The 17,210-nt window shown below is 51.8% G+C and carries 14 protein-coding genes; 5 read left to right on the forward strand and 9 right to left on the reverse strand.

Annotation, left to right across the window (positions count from 1 at the left end; translation table 11 throughout):
- Window positions 1–21: 21 nt before the first annotated feature.
- On the reverse strand, window positions 22–447 hold the full coding sequence (gene nudI, locus HU143_RS07690; RefSeq protein ID WP_001249902.1) for a nucleoside triphosphatase NudI: 426 nt from the start codon (window positions 445–447) through the stop codon (window positions 22–24).
- 278 nt (window positions 448–725) lie between these two features.
- On the opposite strand from nudI, the gene HU143_RS07695 reads away from it, so the two are divergent.
- Complete coding sequence (locus HU143_RS07695; protein ID WP_001670658.1) at window positions 726–1,268, forward strand: YfaZ family protein; 543 nt, start codon at window positions 726–728, stop codon at window positions 1,266–1,268.
- A gap of 114 nt (window positions 1,269–1,382) precedes the next feature.
- Complete coding sequence (locus HU143_RS07700; RefSeq protein ID WP_023226623.1) at window positions 1,383–2,579, forward strand: nicotinamide mononucleotide deamidase-related protein YfaY; 1,197 nt, start codon at window positions 1,383–1,385, stop codon at window positions 2,577–2,579.
- 86 nt (window positions 2,580–2,665) lie between these two features.
- Here the strand turns inward: HU143_RS07700 and sseL are convergent, their stop codons facing one another.
- The 4 genes from sseL to glpA form a co-directional block, all read right to left on the reverse strand.
- A complete protein-coding gene (gene sseL / locus HU143_RS07705; protein WP_023226624.1) occupies window positions 2,666–3,688 on the reverse strand; it encodes an SPI-2 type III secretion system effector deubiquitinase SseL in 1,023 nt (340 codons plus the stop codon).
- 425 nt (window positions 3,689–4,113) lie between these two features.
- Window positions 4,114–5,304 carry an anaerobic glycerol-3-phosphate dehydrogenase subunit GlpC gene (gene glpC, locus HU143_RS07710; RefSeq protein WP_001285726.1) on the reverse strand — a complete coding sequence of 397 codons (1,191 nt, stop codon included), beginning with the start codon at window positions 5,302–5,304 and terminating at the stop codon, window positions 4,114–4,116.
- Window positions 5,301–6,560, reverse strand: coding sequence for a glycerol-3-phosphate dehydrogenase subunit GlpB (glpB, locus tag HU143_RS07715; RefSeq protein ID WP_000667145.1), 1,260 nt, complete (start codon window positions 6,558–6,560; stop codon window positions 5,301–5,303). The genes glpC and glpB overlap by 4 nt, the downstream gene beginning before the upstream one ends.
- Window positions 6,550–8,178, reverse strand: coding sequence for an anaerobic glycerol-3-phosphate dehydrogenase subunit A (gene glpA, locus HU143_RS07720; protein ID WP_000857205.1), 1,629 nt, complete (start codon window positions 8,176–8,178; stop codon window positions 6,550–6,552). Before glpA ends, glpB begins: the two co-directional genes overlap by 11 nt.
- 272 nt (window positions 8,179–8,450) lie before the next feature.
- Here glpA and glpT point away from each other — a divergent pair, with 272 nt between their 5' ends.
- Both glpT and glpQ read left to right on the forward strand, forming a co-directional pair.
- On the forward strand, window positions 8,451–9,809 hold the full coding sequence (glpT, locus tag HU143_RS07725; protein WP_000948739.1) for a glycerol-3-phosphate transporter: 1,359 nt from the start codon (window positions 8,451–8,453) through the stop codon (window positions 9,807–9,809).
- Between the two features lie 4 nt (window positions 9,810–9,813).
- The gene (gene glpQ / locus HU143_RS07730; protein ID WP_000858952.1) at window positions 9,814–10,884 is read left to right on the forward strand and encodes a glycerophosphodiester phosphodiesterase; all 1,071 of its coding nucleotides are present in this window, start codon (window positions 9,814–9,816) and stop codon (window positions 10,882–10,884) included.
- 115 nt (window positions 10,885–10,999) lie between these two features.
- Here glpQ and HU143_RS07735 read toward each other — a convergent pair whose 3' ends face one another.
- Window positions 11,000–11,878: a LysR family transcriptional regulator gene (locus tag HU143_RS07735; protein ID WP_001618549.1), complete on the reverse strand. Its 879-nt coding sequence runs from the start codon at window positions 11,876–11,878 to the stop codon at window positions 11,000–11,002.
- A gap of 161 nt (window positions 11,879–12,039) precedes the next feature.
- On the opposite strand from HU143_RS07735, the gene HU143_RS07740 reads away from it, so the two are divergent.
- The gene (locus HU143_RS07740; RefSeq protein ID WP_023226625.1) at window positions 12,040–13,230 is read left to right on the forward strand and encodes an MFS transporter; all 1,191 of its coding nucleotides are present in this window, start codon (window positions 12,040–12,042) and stop codon (window positions 13,228–13,230) included.
- A gap of 1 nt (window position 13,231) precedes the next feature.
- Here HU143_RS07740 and yfaE read toward each other — a convergent pair whose 3' ends face one another.
- From yfaE to nrdA, 3 genes are all read right to left on the reverse strand, one after another.
- The gene (gene yfaE, locus HU143_RS07745; protein ID WP_000533921.1) at window positions 13,232–13,486 is read right to left on the reverse strand and encodes a ferredoxin-like diferric-tyrosyl radical cofactor maintenance protein YfaE; all 255 of its coding nucleotides are present in this window, start codon (window positions 13,484–13,486) and stop codon (window positions 13,232–13,234) included.
- Entirely contained in the window at window positions 13,486–14,616 is a 1,131-nt protein-coding gene (gene nrdB / locus HU143_RS07750; protein WP_000332026.1) for a class Ia ribonucleoside-diphosphate reductase subunit beta, read from the reverse strand. The genes yfaE and nrdB overlap by 1 nt, the downstream gene beginning before the upstream one ends.
- Before the next feature lie 112 nt (window positions 14,617–14,728).
- On the reverse strand, window positions 14,729–17,014 hold the full coding sequence (gene nrdA, locus HU143_RS07755) for a class 1a ribonucleoside-diphosphate reductase subunit alpha (protein WP_001076495.1): 2,286 nt from the start codon (window positions 17,012–17,014) through the stop codon (window positions 14,729–14,731).
- Between the last annotated feature and the right edge of the window lie 196 nt (window positions 17,015–17,210).

Here is a 17,210-nt window from a genome sequence, read left to right on the forward strand (position 1 = left end):
AGCCTGAAGCGGCTGTCGTCATTATAATAACCCTTTCAATGCTAATGTGTGGCGTGTCGCTACATTCAAATCATACAGCGCCAGTTCTTCTGGCTTGACCCAGGCGTAGTCCTGAAATTCGTCGTTAATACATATATCGCGGTTAGCGGAAACACAGTCGAAGATGAGATAAATCATATAAATCTCTTCTTGTCTGCCATCAGCGTAGGTTTTAACGCGGATATCGTCGCGGAAGGTCCACGGCGTAATATCGCTCAGAATCAGTTGTTCGCCGAGTTCCTCCCGAATCTCCCGACGCAGCGCCTCTTCAATGCGTTCGCCTGGCTCGACCCCGCCGCCCGACAGCGCCCACTGACCGGGAAAGACGCCGCGGTTGTCGGCCATTTTGCACAGCAGATAACAGCCATCATTTTGAATTAATGGGCAAACTATAGTTCGTTGACGCATAAGTCGCTTCCTTAAACCACCAGGCCATCAGCTTAACAAATCATTCTGCGAAATTCTTTGTGAAAAATGGAAGCGATAACGCAGACTGCGTTTTTTGTTAATTTTGTTGATGCAGGCGTCGCCATGTGATGGCGCAATGATGCGTCATGGCGAAAGTAGTATTTCGTTACAATATGTTTTTGGAATGGTTTCTTAGTGCATTGATTCCTCAGCGTCTGGCAGTACAATTCTGCCGTTTTGGGGAGTTTTTCTTTATGTGCTTGCTGGAAAGGGTAAAAATGAAAAAAAGCATATTATTAGGTTTTGCCGGAATGCTGTTCGTTTCTGCATCGGCGCAGGCCATCAGTATTAGCGGCCAGGCGGGCGAAGATTACACCAACATTGGCGTGGGTTTTGGTACGGAATCGACGGGGCTGGCGCTAAGCGGCAACTGGATGCACAACGATGATGATGGCGACGCTGCGGGCGTGGGTCTGGGGCTGAACATTCCGGTGGGACCGCTGCTGGCGACGGTCGGCGGTAAAGGTATTTATACCAATCCGAAAGACAGCGATGAAGGCTATGCGGCGGCTGTCGGCGGTGGGCTACAATGGAAAATCGGCAACAGCTTCCGTCTGTTCGGCGAGTATTATTATTCACCAGATTCGCTGTCCAGCGGTATCGACAGCTATGAAGAAGCGAATGCAGGCGCGCGTTTCACCATTATGCGCCCGCTGAGCATTGAAGCCGGTTATCGTTACCTGAACCTGGCGGGTAAAGACGGCAACCGCGACAATGCGATTGCTGACGGCCCTTATGTTGGCGTAAACGCCAGCTTTTGATGCTAACGGCGCGGCAATCGTCGCGCCATATTCCTCCTTTTCCCGTCATTCTTCTTTCCACGTCATATTCGTCTTTGCGTTATAGTGTTTTCATCATAAAAGCAGGAGAACACAATGCTAAATGTGGAAATGCTATCCACCGGGGATGAGGTGTTGCACGGACAAATCGTTGACACCAATGCCGCCTGGCTGGCTGATTTTTTCTTTCATCAGGGCGTTCCGTTATCACGGCGAAATACGGTAGGCGATAACCTGGACAGTCTGGTCGCTATCTTGCGTGAACGCAGTCAACATGCTGATGTTTTGATTGTTAATGGCGGGTTAGGGCCGACCAGCGATGATTTAAGCGCGCTCGCCGCGGCAACGGCAAAAGGCGAAGGATTAGTACTGCACCAGGCGTGGCTGACCGAAATGGAACGTTACTTTCAGCAGCGTGGTCGCGTGATGGCGCCGAGCAACCGTAAACAGGCGGAACTGCCTGCCAGCGCGGAGTTTATTAATAATCCGGTCGGCACTGCCTGTGGATTTGCGCTCCAGCTCAACCGCTGCCTGATGTTTTTCACCCCCGGCGTACCGTCGGAATTTAAGGTTATGGTGGAGAAGGAAATCTTACCGCGGTTACGCGCGCGTTTTTCGCTGCCGGAGCCGCCGCTTTGCCTGCGGTTAACGACTTTTGGACGTTCAGAAAGCGACCTCGCGCAGCGTCTCGATTCACTGCCGTTGCCGCCCGGCGTGACGATGGGGTATCGCTCATCAATGCCGATCATTGAACTGAAGTTGACCGGCCCGGCGACGCAACGGGAGGCGATGCTGGCGTTATGGCCAGAGGTCAAACGGGTTGCCGGGCAGAGTCTGATTTTTGAAGGTACGGAAAATCTGCCGGCGCAAATAGCCCGCCGCCTGCAGGAAAGGCAGTTGAGTCTGACGTTGAGCGAGCAATACACCAGCGGCTTACTGGCGCTACAGCTTTCCCGCGCCGGGGCGCCTGTTCTTGCCAGCGAAGTCGTTCCTTCTCAGGAAGAGACGCTGGCGCAAACGGCGCACTGGACGACAGAACGACGCAGCAATCATTATGCCGGTCTGGCGCTGGCCGTGTCGGGGCTGGAAAACGAACATCTTAATTTCGCGCTGGCGACGCCGGATGGCACGTATGCCTTACGCGTGCGTTTTAGCGCCAATCGGTATAGTCTGGCAATACGTCAGGAGGTCTGCGCGATGATGGCGCTAAATATGCTGCGCCGCTGGCTTAATGGCGAGGACATTATCAGCGAGCATGGCTGGATAGACGTGGTTGAATCATTGACGGCATAGAACTTTTAGTGGGAAGGCCTGGCCTTCCCATCCTTATATACTTATAAATTCTTGGCAGAGCATCATTTCAGGATAAGTACTCGCCATTACTGGAGACTGTATTCATATATTTGTCGCCGGGTTTGGGTGTTAAATAGTGTTTGTTCCTCTACTGAAAGCGTTAAGAACTTTTCCGCAAACTCTCGTAGTGTGGTAGCAGGATCGTTTTGTCCGGCATTCGATAAGAGTTGAATTGTATGGTAACAAAATAGACCACAGCCGTTGGGTACATTATTTTGTAAATTCATTTCAATAAAATCAACATCTTCGTTTTCTGATATACCTGCAATTTTTGCTGCTTCTATAATCTCTTGCTTAGTATTTTCATTTAAATCATGATAACTGTTAAATATGAGACATTTTATTTTTTCTGCAAGTTTATAAAATAAACAGAGAAGCCAGTGATCTCCTGTATTTATCAGAAAGATTTCATTTTCACATAATCCTGATTGAGCAATCTTTTCAAGTAGCTGAGTGCGTAATATATTTTCTTTGGTGGTAGGATGAATAAGCCCAATGGGATAGTTTACCGAGAGAAAAGGTGATTCTTGAACCAGACCTTGCGTTGCAGCTGCCAGCTCATCTGACGACATCATTCGCACACTACACCAAAGATTTTCAACTCCTACCTGTTCTTGATCTGTCTGAGCGAACTGGTCGCCCATAATTTTATGTGCTATTCCTATTTTTTTAGAAAGGTCGGTTGTCGCGGAACCGGCCATATAAAGTAATCTGGAAGGGGCATGTAGCTTTTTCCACTCAGTATTATCTTTTGTTATATCGTTATTGGCGATTTGATGTAATACAAGGCAAGCCTGATTGATTTTTTTGTCTATATCTGGTGATCCCGATCTTTTTCCGCTAAAGAGATCAAAAAGTAATTTCTCAACTTTATGTCCCAGGTCATCGTTGCGTAACGCAAGATTGCATAACAGATCAATACAATTCTGATTACCGTTCTCTACTTCGCCAATCAACAACGCAAGCGCCTCATCGCTCACATCTTCTGAATATAAACTGTGAAATTGCGGTGTGCTCAATCGGTAAAGTGAATTTACACATATATTCATTTTGCTCTGTTTCCTGGTAGGTGAAAGTAACGAATATGATGTCATGTATAATTATTTGTAAAAATATTATTGTTAGTGGGAGATATATTAAATCAGGCATAGACCTGATTTTATTATTATTCACATAACACTCAATTATTATTGGAGATATTCAGTTATCCCCCTCTTTAAAGGAGGCTGGTAACGCGGCGATACAAGAGATATTGCTCTATAAACAGTAACGTCGTTATCTGTCATGCCACCGTGGGTTAGCGGTCATGGTTAACCAAATAGGGCAGGTTATTGCAAAGAGACATCCGCGTTTATACCCAAAATAATCCGTAGCCAACACATAAGCAACTTGAAGTATGAAGGGTACATGTCTGATGGAAAATCGTCCCTGGTGAGTAGGGTAATAGCGCCGGAGGGGCTCCGGCGCTTTTTACTTAGCCGAGCGCCTGGGCCAGTAGCGTAATGGGGTGTTCGCAGCGTTTGCTTGTAGACATCTCAATTTGCCACTTACAGGTTTCACAATCGGTGACGACAATGTCGGCGCCGCTCTCTTCAATCTGGCGGAACAGCGGCGCGCCGATGGACTGTGATGTCGGATAGTTTTCCTTTTTAAATCCATACGTACCGGCAATGCCGCAGCACTGTGAATCAAGTACCGTCAATTCAAGCCCCGGAATTTGCCGCAACAGTTCAAGCGTGTAAAGCGTCCAGCCCATTTTTTCCATATGACACGGCGTATGGTAGACCACTTTCAGCGGCAAAGGATTAAGCGGCAGCGTTTTCCCGGCATCCAGTTTGCGCCATAGCCAGCGGGTGGCCAGCTCGATATGTTCGCGCAGCCCGGCGTTGTCCACGTCCAGCACTTCAGGATATTCATCGCGCAACGCAAACGTACAGGTGGATGACGTGGCGATGACCGGAATACCTTTGACGGCAATCGCCTCGCGTAGCGACTCCACATTGCTGATAGCCTGTTTGCGGGCTTTATCCGTAAAACCGTTAGCGATCAGCGGCACGCCGCAACATTTCTCTTTACTCAGTAGCTGTACGCCGGTACCCATTGCGTTCAGCACCTTAATCAGATCTTTTCCGAGCTGCGGATGGTTGTAATTCACAAAACAGCCATGGAAAAAGGCGACCTGATCTTTGTATTTAGCCTGCTGCGCCGCCACGCTACGATACCAGCGGCGGAAGGTGCCGAAAGAGTATTTTGGTAAGGTGCGGCGATGATCGATTTTGAGCGCGTAATCAAGCAACTGGCGCACTGGCTTTAATGCGGTGGCGGTATTGACCACCGGCGCGAACGGCGTTGAAACGCTGCCCATCAGATCGGTATGGCTGAGAATAAAATTACGCAATGACGGGCGCGTCGTATCGTATTTCGCGCGGGCGCGCTGGATGATATCGCCAATCTTCACGTCCGACGGACAGGCGACCTCACACCGTTTGCAGTTAATGCAATATTTCAGCGCCTCATCATACAGCGCGCCGTCTTTCAGACGCAGGCGTTCGCCATCCGGTCCGGCCTGTTTAGGGCCAGGGTAGCCTGGATTAACGCGGCTGACCGGGCACGCGGTGGTGCACACCGTACATTTAATACAACTTTCAAAACGTGTGTCGCTCATTGCTGTTCTCCTGCACGCTCAGCGATATGGTGCGCGGCCTGGAGGGCGCTGACTGCGCAGACGCCGCCGCCGCATCCCTCAGCTATAGGATCGAATCCCGCCAGCACAGAACCTATTGCATACAGATTTTCTACCGTGTTGCCCGCAAGGGAGGGGCGGAAAGCGTCATCCGTCACGACGCCAAACTGCTGCCAGGGCTGTGGGTCGAAGAAATGTTGTTGATACCATTCGGCGCGGGTGGCCGTTTGCTGTACGTCGAGCCCTAAAATAGGTTCGCGGATCCCTTCGCGCTCGGCAACCAGACCGCTACTAAAGAAGCTACCGCTGGCAAGTACGGCAAAACGCGGGCGTAGTGGGATATCGGCATGGTTGCGGGTCCATATTTCGCTCACGATACCGTGACGGCAGGTGACTTTCTTCACTTCATCGCCCGGCATCCAGATGCCGCCCTGACGGACAAACTGGCGCTGGAGCTGATTGTGCAGACGAATACCGAGCACCGATGGCGGCAGCGTCGGCAGCAGCGTAAGCGCGCAGGGCAGACGTTCGTTAAGCCAGCGCCACAGCGTATCGTTCGCCAGCCCGAAACAGGCGGGCATGATGATCATGTCGCAGTTTGTCGCTATTGGCGACAGCGCGTCGTACAGCAGCGGCCATTTTTCTTCGTTATCAAGCAGACGCGCAATATTGACCGCGCGAAATTCCGTCGGGTTATCACGCAGTACGTCCAGTTCCGGAAGGTCGATTTCTGCGGTTTCCACGTTGAGGTCGCGTTGGCGCAGCGACGCTGCCGCAAGGTGCGCCTGGAAATCCAGTAATCCGCTAACGCCGACGACGCAAATTCGCTGTGCGGATAACGGCCAGACCGGTACTTCCGGCGAGCTAAGCCAGGTTGAACGCAATGTGCCAAGCGGCGTGACACGCTGGTGCGCCTGCTGTACGTCACCGTATAACTGCGCGCCGCTGGCGTTAAGTAGCGTTTGCGCCTGTTGCGCCAGCGTAAGGACTTTTTGCGCGCCTAAACGCGAATAAGGATGTTCAGGCGCCTGGCGGCACAGCGCATCAAGCCCGGCGGTAATGTCGGTCACCGGTTGGCCGTCGGGCAGGGCGCTGAGTAGATCCAGCGAGCCGGAGGAAAAATGCAGCGCGCTTTGTCCGCGGGTGACGATGGCGCAGCGTAATCCATGCTGCTGGAGTTGCAGTCCGCATAGCAAACCGGCGAGACCGCCGCCCATAATAACCGTATCAAATTTCATCCTGGTGCTCCTTCTCCAGACCGCATAATCCCTGATAAACCCAGCGCGTGAATTCGCTTTCGCGCAGCGCGTCTCCCCAGGCGACAGGTTGTACGCCTTTCCAGCGCTCATTCAGAAATTCAGAGAGTTGCGTAATAGATTGCGCCGCGGTCGTCACATTAAAACGCTGCAATAGCCCGGCCGCGCGGCAGGCGCACAGTTCGCCCTGGCAAGTGCCCATCCCTACGCGGGTGCGACGGCGCAGATCCAGCAGGCTATTCACGGTTAAGTTTTCGACGGCATACTGCACTTCCCCCGCCGTGACGGCCTCGCATTCACAGACCAGGCTACGGTGTTGGCGGCCTTCACTCAGCCACCCCGGCGTGCGATCGCCATGCCGATAAACCGCCGATCCGCGTAGCGGCGCGGGAAGCGAGATAATGCGTTTCAGCGTATGTTCCGTAGACTCTTTTGAGCCAGGCAACGGCGTATCCGCCGTGATGCAGGGGCGAGTATTGCCCAACTTGCGGCACACGGCGTCGGTCGCCCATTCCGCCATCAGGCGGTAAGTCATTAGCTTCCCGCCGGTAATGGTAATGAAGCCATCAAGCCCGTCGCGTTCGGCGTGGTCGAACAACACAATACCGCGGCTGACGTTACGACCGCTGGGATCGTCATCGCTGGCCACCAGCGGGCGGACGCCGGAATACGCGCGCAGAATACGCGTCTTCGCCATGACAGGGGCCAGTTTTTCCCCTTCACGCAGCAGGATATCGACTTCATCTGCGGTGACGCGGTTGCTGTCTATCTCATTGTAATCAATATGGGTAGAGGTGGTGCCGATCAGTGAAATCGTATCGCCAGGTACCAGAATGTCGGCATCCGATGGTTTCCGACAGCGGTTAATGACATGCTGGTTGATCCGATGGTCCATGATCAACAGCGAGCCTTTCGCCGGGAACATGCGAATACTCAGGTCGGCGTATTCGGCGATCCGTTGCCCCCAGATACCAGCCGCATTGACCACCACCGGCGCGTGAAGCGTCTGGGTTTCGCCAGTGAGATGGTTACGCACATGGACGCCGCAGACCGTTGCGCCTTCACGAATGAGCCCGGTCACTTCATGCGCCGTTAACACGATTGCGCCATGTTCTCTGGCATCCAGCATATTGGCGGCGGTCAGGCGGAAAGGGTCCACGGTGCCATCCGGCACTTTTACCGCACCGATGAGCGCAGGGTTAACGGAAGGTTCGATGATGCGAGCCTGCTGCGGATCGATGGCTTCAGCGCGAATGCCTGCCGCTTCACAGGCGCGAATAAAGGTGGCCTGAAACGCAAGATCATCTTCCGGCAACGTAATAAACAGACCATCCGTCGGTTCGACGCAATGGCGGGCGATCCGTTTTAAAATCTGGTTTTCACTAATGCACTCGCGCGCGGATTCCGCGTCGGTAACCGCATAACGAGCGCCGCTGTGCAGCAGCCCGTGGTTACGCCCGGTCGCGCCAGTCGCTATATCATGCCGCTCCACCAGAATGACACGTAAACCGCGCAGCGCGCAGTCGCGGGCGATCCCTGCGCCTGTTGCTCCACCGCCAATGATAATCACGTCACTTGCTTGCGAGTCGCGAGTTTTCATTGTTTTTCCTCACAGTTCGTTTTTTATCATTTAGCCATACAAATCATATGGAATGTTTGATTTCGCGCATAATCGCTCACTATTCGAAAATGAAACGTGATTTCGTGCGCCTTTCTGAACATTAGTCATAAAACTGTAACAATATGTGCTGTAATTCACATTAACGTGACGTATCTTTACTTAACATCGCGGCCACACTGGGAGCAGCGGGGTTGTTTGAACGAACTGCGGTGTTTACCTCTAAATAAAATACGGGCCACGGAGGCTACAATATGTTGAGTATTTTTAAACCAGCGCCGCATAAAGCGCGCTTGCCAGCGGCGGAGATTGATCCGACCTATCGCCGATTACGCTGGCAGATTTTCCTGGGGATATTCTTTGGCTATGCCGCGTATTATCTGGTGCGCAAGAACTTTGCCCTCGCGATGCCCTACCTGGTAGAACAGGGTTTTTCACGCGGCGATCTGGGCTTTGCGCTGTCCGGGATTTCCATCGCTTATGGTTTTTCGAAATTTATAATGGGTTCGGTGTCCGATCGCTCGAATCCGCGCGTTTTCCTGCCGGCAGGGTTGATTCTGGCCGCAGCAGTCATGTTGTTTATGGGCTTTGTGCCGTGGGCGACATCCAGCATCGCCGTGATGTTTGTGCTGTTGTTCCTTTGCGGCTGGTTCCAGGGGATGGGGTGGCCGCCGTGCGGACGTACGATGGTTCACTGGTGGTCGCAGAAAGAGCGCGGCGGCATTGTGTCGGTCTGGAACTGTGCGCATAACGTCGGCGGCGGGATCCCGCCACTGCTGTTCCTGCTGGGGATGGCGTGGTTTAACGACTGGAAAGCGGCGCTCTATATGCCAGCCTTTGGCGCGATTGTGGTGGCGCTGTTCGCTTTCGCAATGATGCGCGATACGCCGCAATCCTGCGGTCTGCCGCCTATCGAAGAGTATAAAAACGACTATCCGGACGACTACAACGAAAAAGCGGAAGAAGAGCTGACTGCGAAGCAGATCTTCATGCAGTACGTACTGCCAAACAAACTGTTGTGGTACATCGCTATCGCCAACGTGTTTGTTTATCTGCTGCGCTACGGCATCCTCGACTGGTCGCCGACCTACCTGAAAGAAGTGAAGCATTTCGCACTGGATAAATCCTCCTGGGCCTACTTCCTGTATGAATACGCGGGTATTCCGGGCACGCTGCTGTGTGGCTGGATGTCGGATAAAGTCTTCCGCGGCAACCGCGGTGCGACGGGCGTGTTCTTTATGACCCTGGTGACTATCGCGACCATCGTTTACTGGATGAACCCGGCAGGGAACCCGAACGTTGATATGGCTTGTATGATTATCATCGGCTTCCTGATCTACGGCCCGGTAATGTTGATCGGTCTGCACGCGCTGGAACTGGCGCCGAAAAAAGCGGCGGGTACGGCGGCGGGCTTTACCGGTCTGTTTGGTTACCTGGGCGGTTCTGTCGCTGCAAGCGCCATTGTGGGTTATACCGTTGACTTCTTCGGTTGGGATGGCGGCTTTATGGTGATGATTGGCGGCAGCATTCTGGCGGTAATCCTGCTGGTGGTCGTGATGATTGGTGAAAAACGCCATCATGATGAGCTGCAGTTAAAACGCAACGGAGGCTAATAATATGAAAACCACACTGAAAAACCTTAGCGTGGCGTTAATGTTGGCAGGAATGACCATCGGAAGCGGCGCCGTGGCGGCTGAAAAAGTCGTTATCGCCCACCGTGGCGCCAGCGGTTATCTGCCGGAGCATACGCTACCGGCGAAAGCGATGGCGTATGCGCAAGGGGCAGATTATCTGGAACAGGATTTAGTGATGACAAAGGACGACCATCTGGTCGTCCTCCATGACCACTACCTTGACCGGGTGACTGACGTCGCTGACCGTTTTCCGGACCGGGCGCGTAAAGATGGGCGCTATTACGCTATCGATTTTACGCTGGATGAAATTAAATCCCTGAAGTTTACCGAAGGGTTTGATATTGAAAACGGCAAAAAAGTACAAACTTATCCGGGCCGTTTCCCGATGGGAAAATCTGATTTCCGCATTCATACCTTTGAAGAGGAAATTGAATTCGTTCAGGGATTAAATCACTCTACCGGTAAAAATATCGGTATTTATCCGGAAATTAAAGCGCCGTGGTTCCATCATCAGGAAGGGAAAGATATTGCCGCGAAAACGCTGGAAGTGCTGAAGAAGTATGGTTACACCGGCAAGCAGGACAATGTCTATTTGCAGTGTTTTGATGTCGCTGAGCTGAAACGTATTAAGAATGAACTGGAACCCAAAATGGGGATGGATCTCAATCTGGTTCAACTTATTGCGTATACCGACTGGAATGAAACACAGCAGAAACAGCCGGACGGTCGTTGGGTAAATTACAACTACGACTGGATGTTTAAGCCGGGCGCTATGAAGCAGGTGGCGGAATATGCGGACGGTATTGGTCCGGATTACCATATGCTGGTTGCGGAAGGTTCGACGAAAGGGAATATCAAGCTGACTGGAATGGTGCAAGACGCGCATCAGAATAAGATGGTAGTGCATCCTTACACTGTGCGTGCCGATCAATTGCCGGACTATGCCACAGACGTCAATCAGTTATACGATATCCTGTATAACAAGGCGGGCGTCGACGGGCTGTTCACCGACTTCCCGGATAAGGCGGTCATGTTTCTGCAAAAAAATGACTAAAGGTTTGCCATAGTCGAAGTGACGCGCCGGATGAGGGCATAAACGCCTCATCCGGCCTGGCGCAACGTTTGCCAGCGTAAGTCTGGTAAACGCAATGCCATCAGGCGGTGTTGTTTTATAGCAACCCCTCATCGGTCAGTGTTTCCATACATTTTTGTAATAAAAATAGCGGACTTCCTTCTACCGGCGGTTCTTTTGCTAACAGGGAAATTTGTCGATAAAAGGTGGGTTCCAGCGCCACGGAGCATAATTTTTCTGTCGTGGCTTTTAAGGTTAATTCTGGCAATAAGGCGATACCTAACCCCTGGCGAATAAAATTCAGCGCAGTATCGGGATGGTTAAATTCATATTTAAATATCGGTTCAATACCCTTTTCTTTAAACAACGCCATAATGCTTAATTCATAACGACCTTTACTGACAATAAGTGGTTCGTCCATCAGTTCTTCGACCGTTACTGTACTATTGGCCGCCAGGGGATGATTTTCAGGCACCACTACGGTGAATTTATCCCGGTAAATGGGGACGCAATACATACCGTTGACCGGAAAAGGAACGAAACCGGCATCAATACTTCCGTCCTGCAGCGAATCAATAATAGCCGTACTGTTCTCTTCATAGGGGATAATTTTTACATTTGGATGATGGCTTTCAAAATAGCGAATGACGCCGGGTAAAATGCAGGCGCAGGCGCTGGGAAAACAGCCAATCCGTAGCGTACGGGCTGGGTTCTTTTTTTCTTGTTCGGCAATCTCTTTTACCGCGTTGACGTCGCGCTGGATCGCGCGTAAGTGCCTGACGATGCGGCTACCGGCGGCGGTAAGCTCAATCTCTTTACGACGCTCACGAATCAATATATCAACGCCGAGCTCCTCCTCAAGCGCGGAGATGGCCTGGCTGACGGCGGATTGCGTCATGTATAGCCGTTTGCTGGCCTCGGTAAATCCGCCGTACTCCAGTACGGCAAGCAGGGCGTGGATTTGGGTTAGTGTCATTAGTAAAACCTAATTAATATAATTAAAACGATTAATTTTTCTAATAGAGTGCACTTGTTTATACTGTGATTCTATCGAATACATCACATTTTGACGCACCTGATAGGTGTTCAGTTGAGCTGAGCGTTGCCTGCGTGCGCCATCTGAACGGGTCGTTAAGAATGAAAGAAAAATTATGGACGAAGGATTTTTGGGCAATCACCATAGTAAGTTTTATTATCTTTTTTGTTTTTTATGTACTGCTAACTTTATTACCCATTTATATCGCTGACCGCCTGCATGCTTCTGCAGATAAGGCCGGGCTGTTAGTGACATGTTTCCTGGCCGCGGCAATTGTTATTCGGCCATTTGCCGGACAGTGGGTGGGAAAATATTCGAATAAAAAGATTCTGGTGCTCTCTTCTCTGGCTTTTTTGGTGATTACCGCGCTGTATCCGGTTTGCCATTCTATCGAGTCGCTGCTCTTTATCCGCGTACTTCATGGGATTACGTTTGGTGTTATTACCACGGTAAAAGGAACTATTTCAGCGCGGTTAATTCCGGCCTCCCGACGTGGAGAGGGCATCAGCTTTTTCTCTTTAGCGATGGGCCTGGCGATGGTCGTAGGACCGTGGATCGGTTTGAATATGGCCCGCTGGGACGCGTTCACTGCCGCATTCTGGCTTTGTTCCGCTGTAGCGGCGTTAGGGATTGTGCTTTCCCTGATTGTGACGGTCCCTCCGGTAATTCGTCATGCCGATGGTTCGAAACCGAATCTGGGTTTTGCCGCGATGTTTGACCGCGCCGCCTTGCCTTTTGCGCTGGTCACCTTTTTTATGACTTTCTCCTATGCCGGCGTGTCGGCTTTCCTGGCGCTGTATGCGCGTGAGCTGGATTTAATGGCGGCGGCCAGTAATTTCCTGCTGTGCTACGCGATTTTACTGATGATATGCCGTACCTTCACCGGGAATATTTGTGATAAAAAAGGGCCGAAATATGTTGTTTTCCCATGCCTGTTGGCTTTTACCATCGGTCTGGTGGCGCTGGGCTACACCAATGGCAGCATCATGATGATTATTTCCGGCGGTCTCATCGGTATCGGCTACGGTTCGGTCACGCCGGTTTTCCAGACGCAAATTATCAGCTCGGTTGAACCGCATAAAATCGGCGTGGCGAATTCACTGTTCTTTAACGCGATGGATGCCGGAATGGCGATTGGCGCCTTTATCATGGGAATGATGGTTGAGTCGGTTGGCTATCGTATGATTTATGTCGCTGGCGCGGTGCTGGTGGTACTCGCTGGCGCACTGTATGCCGTGCAGATGAAAAAACGTGGCGTGATGCCGTTGGTTTCCACCAGCGAGTTGCACTGAGTTACATCTCGATTTCGATATCGCCTTTTGCCCTGCAGCAGCAGGGCAAAATCTCTCCCGGCTGGATAAACGCTAAAGGTTCCGTAATCCAGTCAACCTGACCGGCAACCAGCCGGGTACGACAGGAGCCGCAATATCCTTCGCGGCACTGATACTCCACCTCAACGTTATGCGATTCCAGCGCGGCCAGCAGAGAAGGGTGTTCATCCTGGCACAGCAGTTGTGTGCCAGTGATACGCAGCGTGACGCGTCCCATCAGAGCTGGAAATTACTCAGATCGTCGGTATCGACTTCCGAATCGATTTGTCCGACCAGATAAGAGCTAACTTCCACTTCCTGTGGCGCGACCTGAACGTTATCGGACACCAGCCAGGTATTGATCCACGGGATTGGGTTGGAGCGGGTCTGGAACGGCAGATCCAGCCCTACCGCCTGCATACGAATATTAGTAATATATTCAACGTATTGACACAGGATATCTTTATTCAGGCCGATCATCGAACCGTCGCGGAACAGATAGTCCGCCCACTCTTTTTCCTGCTGCGCCGCCTGCACGAACAGGTCATAACATTCCTGTTTACACTCTTCGGCGATTTCTGCCATCTCCGGGTCGTCCACGCCGCTACGCAACAGGTTCAGCATATGTTGCGTGCCGGTCAGATGCAGCGCTTCGTCACGGGCGATCAGACGGATAATTTTGGCGTTGCCTTCCATCAGTTCACGCTCGGCAAATGCGAAAGAGCAGGCGAAGCTGACGTAGAAGCGGATGGCTTCCAGCGCGTTCACGCTCATCAGGCACAGATACAGTTTTTTCTTCAGCTCACGCAGATTCACGACAACCGTTTTGCCATTAACGGTATGGGTGCCTTCACCGAGCAGGTGCCAGTAACTGGTCATCTCAATAAGTTCGTCGTAGTAGGCGGAGATACCTTCGGCGCGCTTCTGAATTTGCTCATTGGTCACGATATCGTCAAACACGACCGCCGGATCGTTGACGATGTTACGAATAATGTGGGTGTAGGATCGTGAGTGAATCGTCTCAGAAAACGCCCAGGTCTCTACCCACGTCTCCAGCTCCGGGATGGAAATGAGCGGCAGCAGGGCGACGTTCGGGCTACGTCCCTGAATGGAATCCAGCAGCGTCTGGTATTTGAGGTTGCTGATGAAGATATGTTTTTCGTGCTCCGGCAACGCCTGATAATCGATACGATCGCGGGAGACGTCGACCTCTTCCGGACGCCAGAAGAAAGAGAGCTGTTTTTCGATCAGTTTTTCGAAGATGTCATATTTCTGCTGGTCATAGCGTGCAACGTTGACCGGCTGGCCAAAGAACATGGGTTCCTTGAGCTGATCGTTTTTCGTCTGTGAAAAAGTGGTGTATGCCATTGAAGTGAATCCTTTATGGGATGAGCGCCGGATGGCGGCGCAAGCGCCTTATCCGGCCTACAAACCGTACAATCGTAGGCCGGGTAAGCATAGCGCTACCCGGCACTATTCATCAGATCTTACAAGCGCCGCTTTCGCAGCCATCGTCCTGAATAGAAGGCGCCAAATCGTCCTGCGCATCTTCCGCGCCGTCGCGGGTATTTTGATAGTACAGAGTTTTCACGCCAAACTTATACGCAGTGAGCAAATCTTTCAGCAGTTGCTGCATCGGCACTTTTCCTGACGGGAAACGTGATGGATCGTAGTTGGTATTAGCGGAAATCGACTGGTCGATAAACTTCTGCATGATACCCACCAGTTGCAGATAACCGTCGTTGTTCGGCATCTCCCACAACAGTTCGTAAGCGTCTTTCAGATGCTCATAATCCGGCACGACCTGACGCAAAATACCGTCTTTCGAGGCCTTGATGCTGACGTAGCCGCGCGGTGGTTCGATACCGTTGGTGGCGTTGGAGATCTGGGACGACGTTTCCGACGGCATTAGCGCCGATAGCGTGGAGTTACGCAGACCGTGGGTTTTGATCGACTCACGCAGTTGTTGCCAGTCGTAGTGCAGCGGTTCGTTGACGATCGCATCCAGATCTTTTTTGTAGGTGTCGATCGGCAGAATGCCTTTTGCATAGGTGGTTTCGTTGAACCATGGGCAGGCGCCTTGCTCTTTCGCCAGTTCGTTGGACGCTTTAAGCAGATAGTACTGAATGGCTTCGAAGGTTTTATGCGTCAGATTATTGGCGCTGCCGTCGGAATAACGTTTACCGTTTTTCGCCAGCCAGTAAGCGAAGTTAATCACGCCAATGCCCAGCGTACGACGGCCCATTGCGCCGCGTTTGGCAGCCGGAATCGGGTAATCCTGATAATCGAGCAGAGCATCCAAAGCGCGTACTGCCAGAATAGCCAGTTCTTCCAGCTCGTCCAGAGTCTTAATGGCACCCAGGTTGAAGGCAGACAGCGTACACAACGCAATTTCGCCGTTTTCATCGTTGACATCGTTCAGCGGTTTGGTTGGCAGGGCGATCTCCAGACACAGGTTAGACTGGCGTACCGGGGCGACAACCGGATCGAACGGACTGTGAGTATTGCAGTGGTCAACGTTCTGGATATAAATACGGCCGGTAGAGGCGCGTTCCTGCATCATCAGCGAGAACAGTTCGACCGCTTTCACACGCTGTTTGCGGATGCTGTCGTCGTTTTCATATTTCACGTACAGGCGTTCGAATTCGTCCTGGTCGGCGAAGAACGCATCGTATAGCCCGGGTACATCGGACGGACTGAACAGCGTAATGTCGCCGCCCTTCAGCAGACGGGTATACATCAGTTTGTTGATCTGTACGCCGTAGTCCATGTGACGTACGCGGTTGCCTTCCACGCCACGGTTGTTTTTCAGTACCAGCAGGCTTTCCACTTCCAGGTGCCACATCGGGTAGAACAGTGTCGCCGCGCCGCCGCGCACGCCGCCCTGCGAGCAGGATTTCACCGCCGTCTGGAAGTGCTTGTAGAACGGGATGCAGCCGGTGTGGAAGGCTTCGCCGCCACGAATCGGGCTGCCCAGCGCACGAATGCGTCCCGCGTTGATGCCGATACCGGCGCGCTGAGAAACGTATTTCACGATAGCGCTGGAGGTGGCGTTGATGGAATCCAGACTGTCGCCACACTCGATCAGTACGCAGGAGCTGAACTGACGGGTTGGGGTACGCACACCGGACATGATGGGCGTCGGCAGCGAGATTTTGAACGTAGAGACCGCATCGTAAAAACGTTTTACATAGTCAAGACGCGTTTCACGCGGGTAGTTCGAGAACAGGCAGGCCGCTACCAGAATGTAGAGGAACTGTGCGCTTTCATAGATTTCGCCGGTCACGCGGTTTTGCACCAGATATTTCCCTTCCAGTTGCTTAACGGCAGCGTAGGAGAAGGTCATATCGCGATCGTGAACGATAAACGAATCCATCTGCTTGAACTCTTCTTCCGTGTAGTCTTCCAGCAGATGATTGTCGTATTTGCCAAGCTCAACCATTTTTACCACATGGTGGTAAAGTGCGGGCGGCTCAAACTGGCCGAAGGCTTTCTTACGCAGGTGGAAAATCGCCAGACGCGCAGCCAGGTATTGATAATCCGGCGCATCGCGAGAGATCAGGTCTGCGGCGGCCTTAATGATAGTTTCATGGATATCGGAGGTCTTAATCCCATCATAAAACTGAATATGCGAGCGTAGCTCGACCTGAGAAACCGATACGTTATTCAGTCCTTCTGCCGCCCAATCAAGCACGCGATGAATTTTGTCGAGATTGATGCGCTCAGTACGGCCGTCACGCTTTGTCACCAGCAGACTCTGATTCATGTGGTTTTCTACCTGTTTACCTGTCCGTGAAAGAAAAATATCCCCCCGCTTATCCACAACGCCACGTTGTGACTAACTCTGTGGATAAATACTATATATAGGGGGTAATCGATAAGTGAAACGCTATATGGTGAGTATTCTAGTAGGGATTCTTTTGAGTACAAGAGTTGATTTTGGCGTTAAATTGCGGTTGCAA

This window comes from Salmonella sp. SJTUF14076 (assembly GCF_015534835.1).
Taxonomy (GTDB): domain Bacteria; phylum Pseudomonadota; class Gammaproteobacteria; order Enterobacterales; family Enterobacteriaceae; genus Salmonella; species Salmonella enterica.

Bases quoted from the DNA above. Each gene is read 5' to 3' on its own strand.
- glpQ (WP_000858952.1), top strand. From the start codon at position 9,814: ATGAAAACCACACTGAAAAACCTTAGCGTGGCGTTAATGTTGGCAGGA.
- HU143_RS07735 (WP_001618549.1), bottom strand. From the start codon at position 11,878: ATGACACTAACCCAAATCCACGCCCTGCTTGCCGTACTGGAGTACGGC.
- HU143_RS07700 (WP_023226623.1), top strand. From the start codon at position 1,383: ATGCTAAATGTGGAAATGCTATCCACCGGGGATGAGGTGTTGCACGGA.
- nrdB (WP_000332026.1), bottom strand. From the start codon at position 14,616: ATGGCATACACCACTTTTTCACAGACGAAAAACGATCAGCTCAAGGAA.
- glpA (WP_000857205.1), bottom strand. From the start codon at position 8,178: ATGAAAACTCGCGACTCGCAAGCAAGTGACGTGATTATCATTGGCGGT.
- glpC (WP_001285726.1), bottom strand. From the start codon at position 5,304: ATGAGCGACACACGTTTTGAAAGTTGTATTAAATGTACGGTGTGCACC.
- glpB (WP_000667145.1), bottom strand. From the start codon at position 6,560: ATGAAATTTGATACGGTTATTATGGGCGGCGGTCTCGCCGGTTTGCTA.
- HU143_RS07695 (WP_001670658.1), top strand. From the start codon at position 726: ATGAAAAAAAGCATATTATTAGGTTTTGCCGGAATGCTGTTCGTTTCT.
- HU143_RS07740 (WP_023226625.1), top strand. From the start codon at position 12,040: ATGAAAGAAAAATTATGGACGAAGGATTTTTGGGCAATCACCATAGTA.
- nudI (WP_001249902.1), bottom strand. From the start codon at position 447: ATGCGTCAACGAACTATAGTTTGCCCATTAATTCAAAATGATGGCTGT.
- nrdA (WP_001076495.1), bottom strand. From the start codon at position 17,014: ATGAATCAGAGTCTGCTGGTGACAAAGCGTGACGGCCGTACTGAGCGC.
- sseL (WP_023226624.1), bottom strand. From the start codon at position 3,688: ATGAATATATGTGTAAATTCACTTTACCGATTGAGCACACCGCAATTT.
- yfaE (WP_000533921.1), bottom strand. From the start codon at position 13,486: ATGGGACGCGTCACGCTGCGTATCACTGGCACACAACTGCTGTGCCAG.
- glpT (WP_000948739.1), top strand. From the start codon at position 8,451: ATGTTGAGTATTTTTAAACCAGCGCCGCATAAAGCGCGCTTGCCAGCG.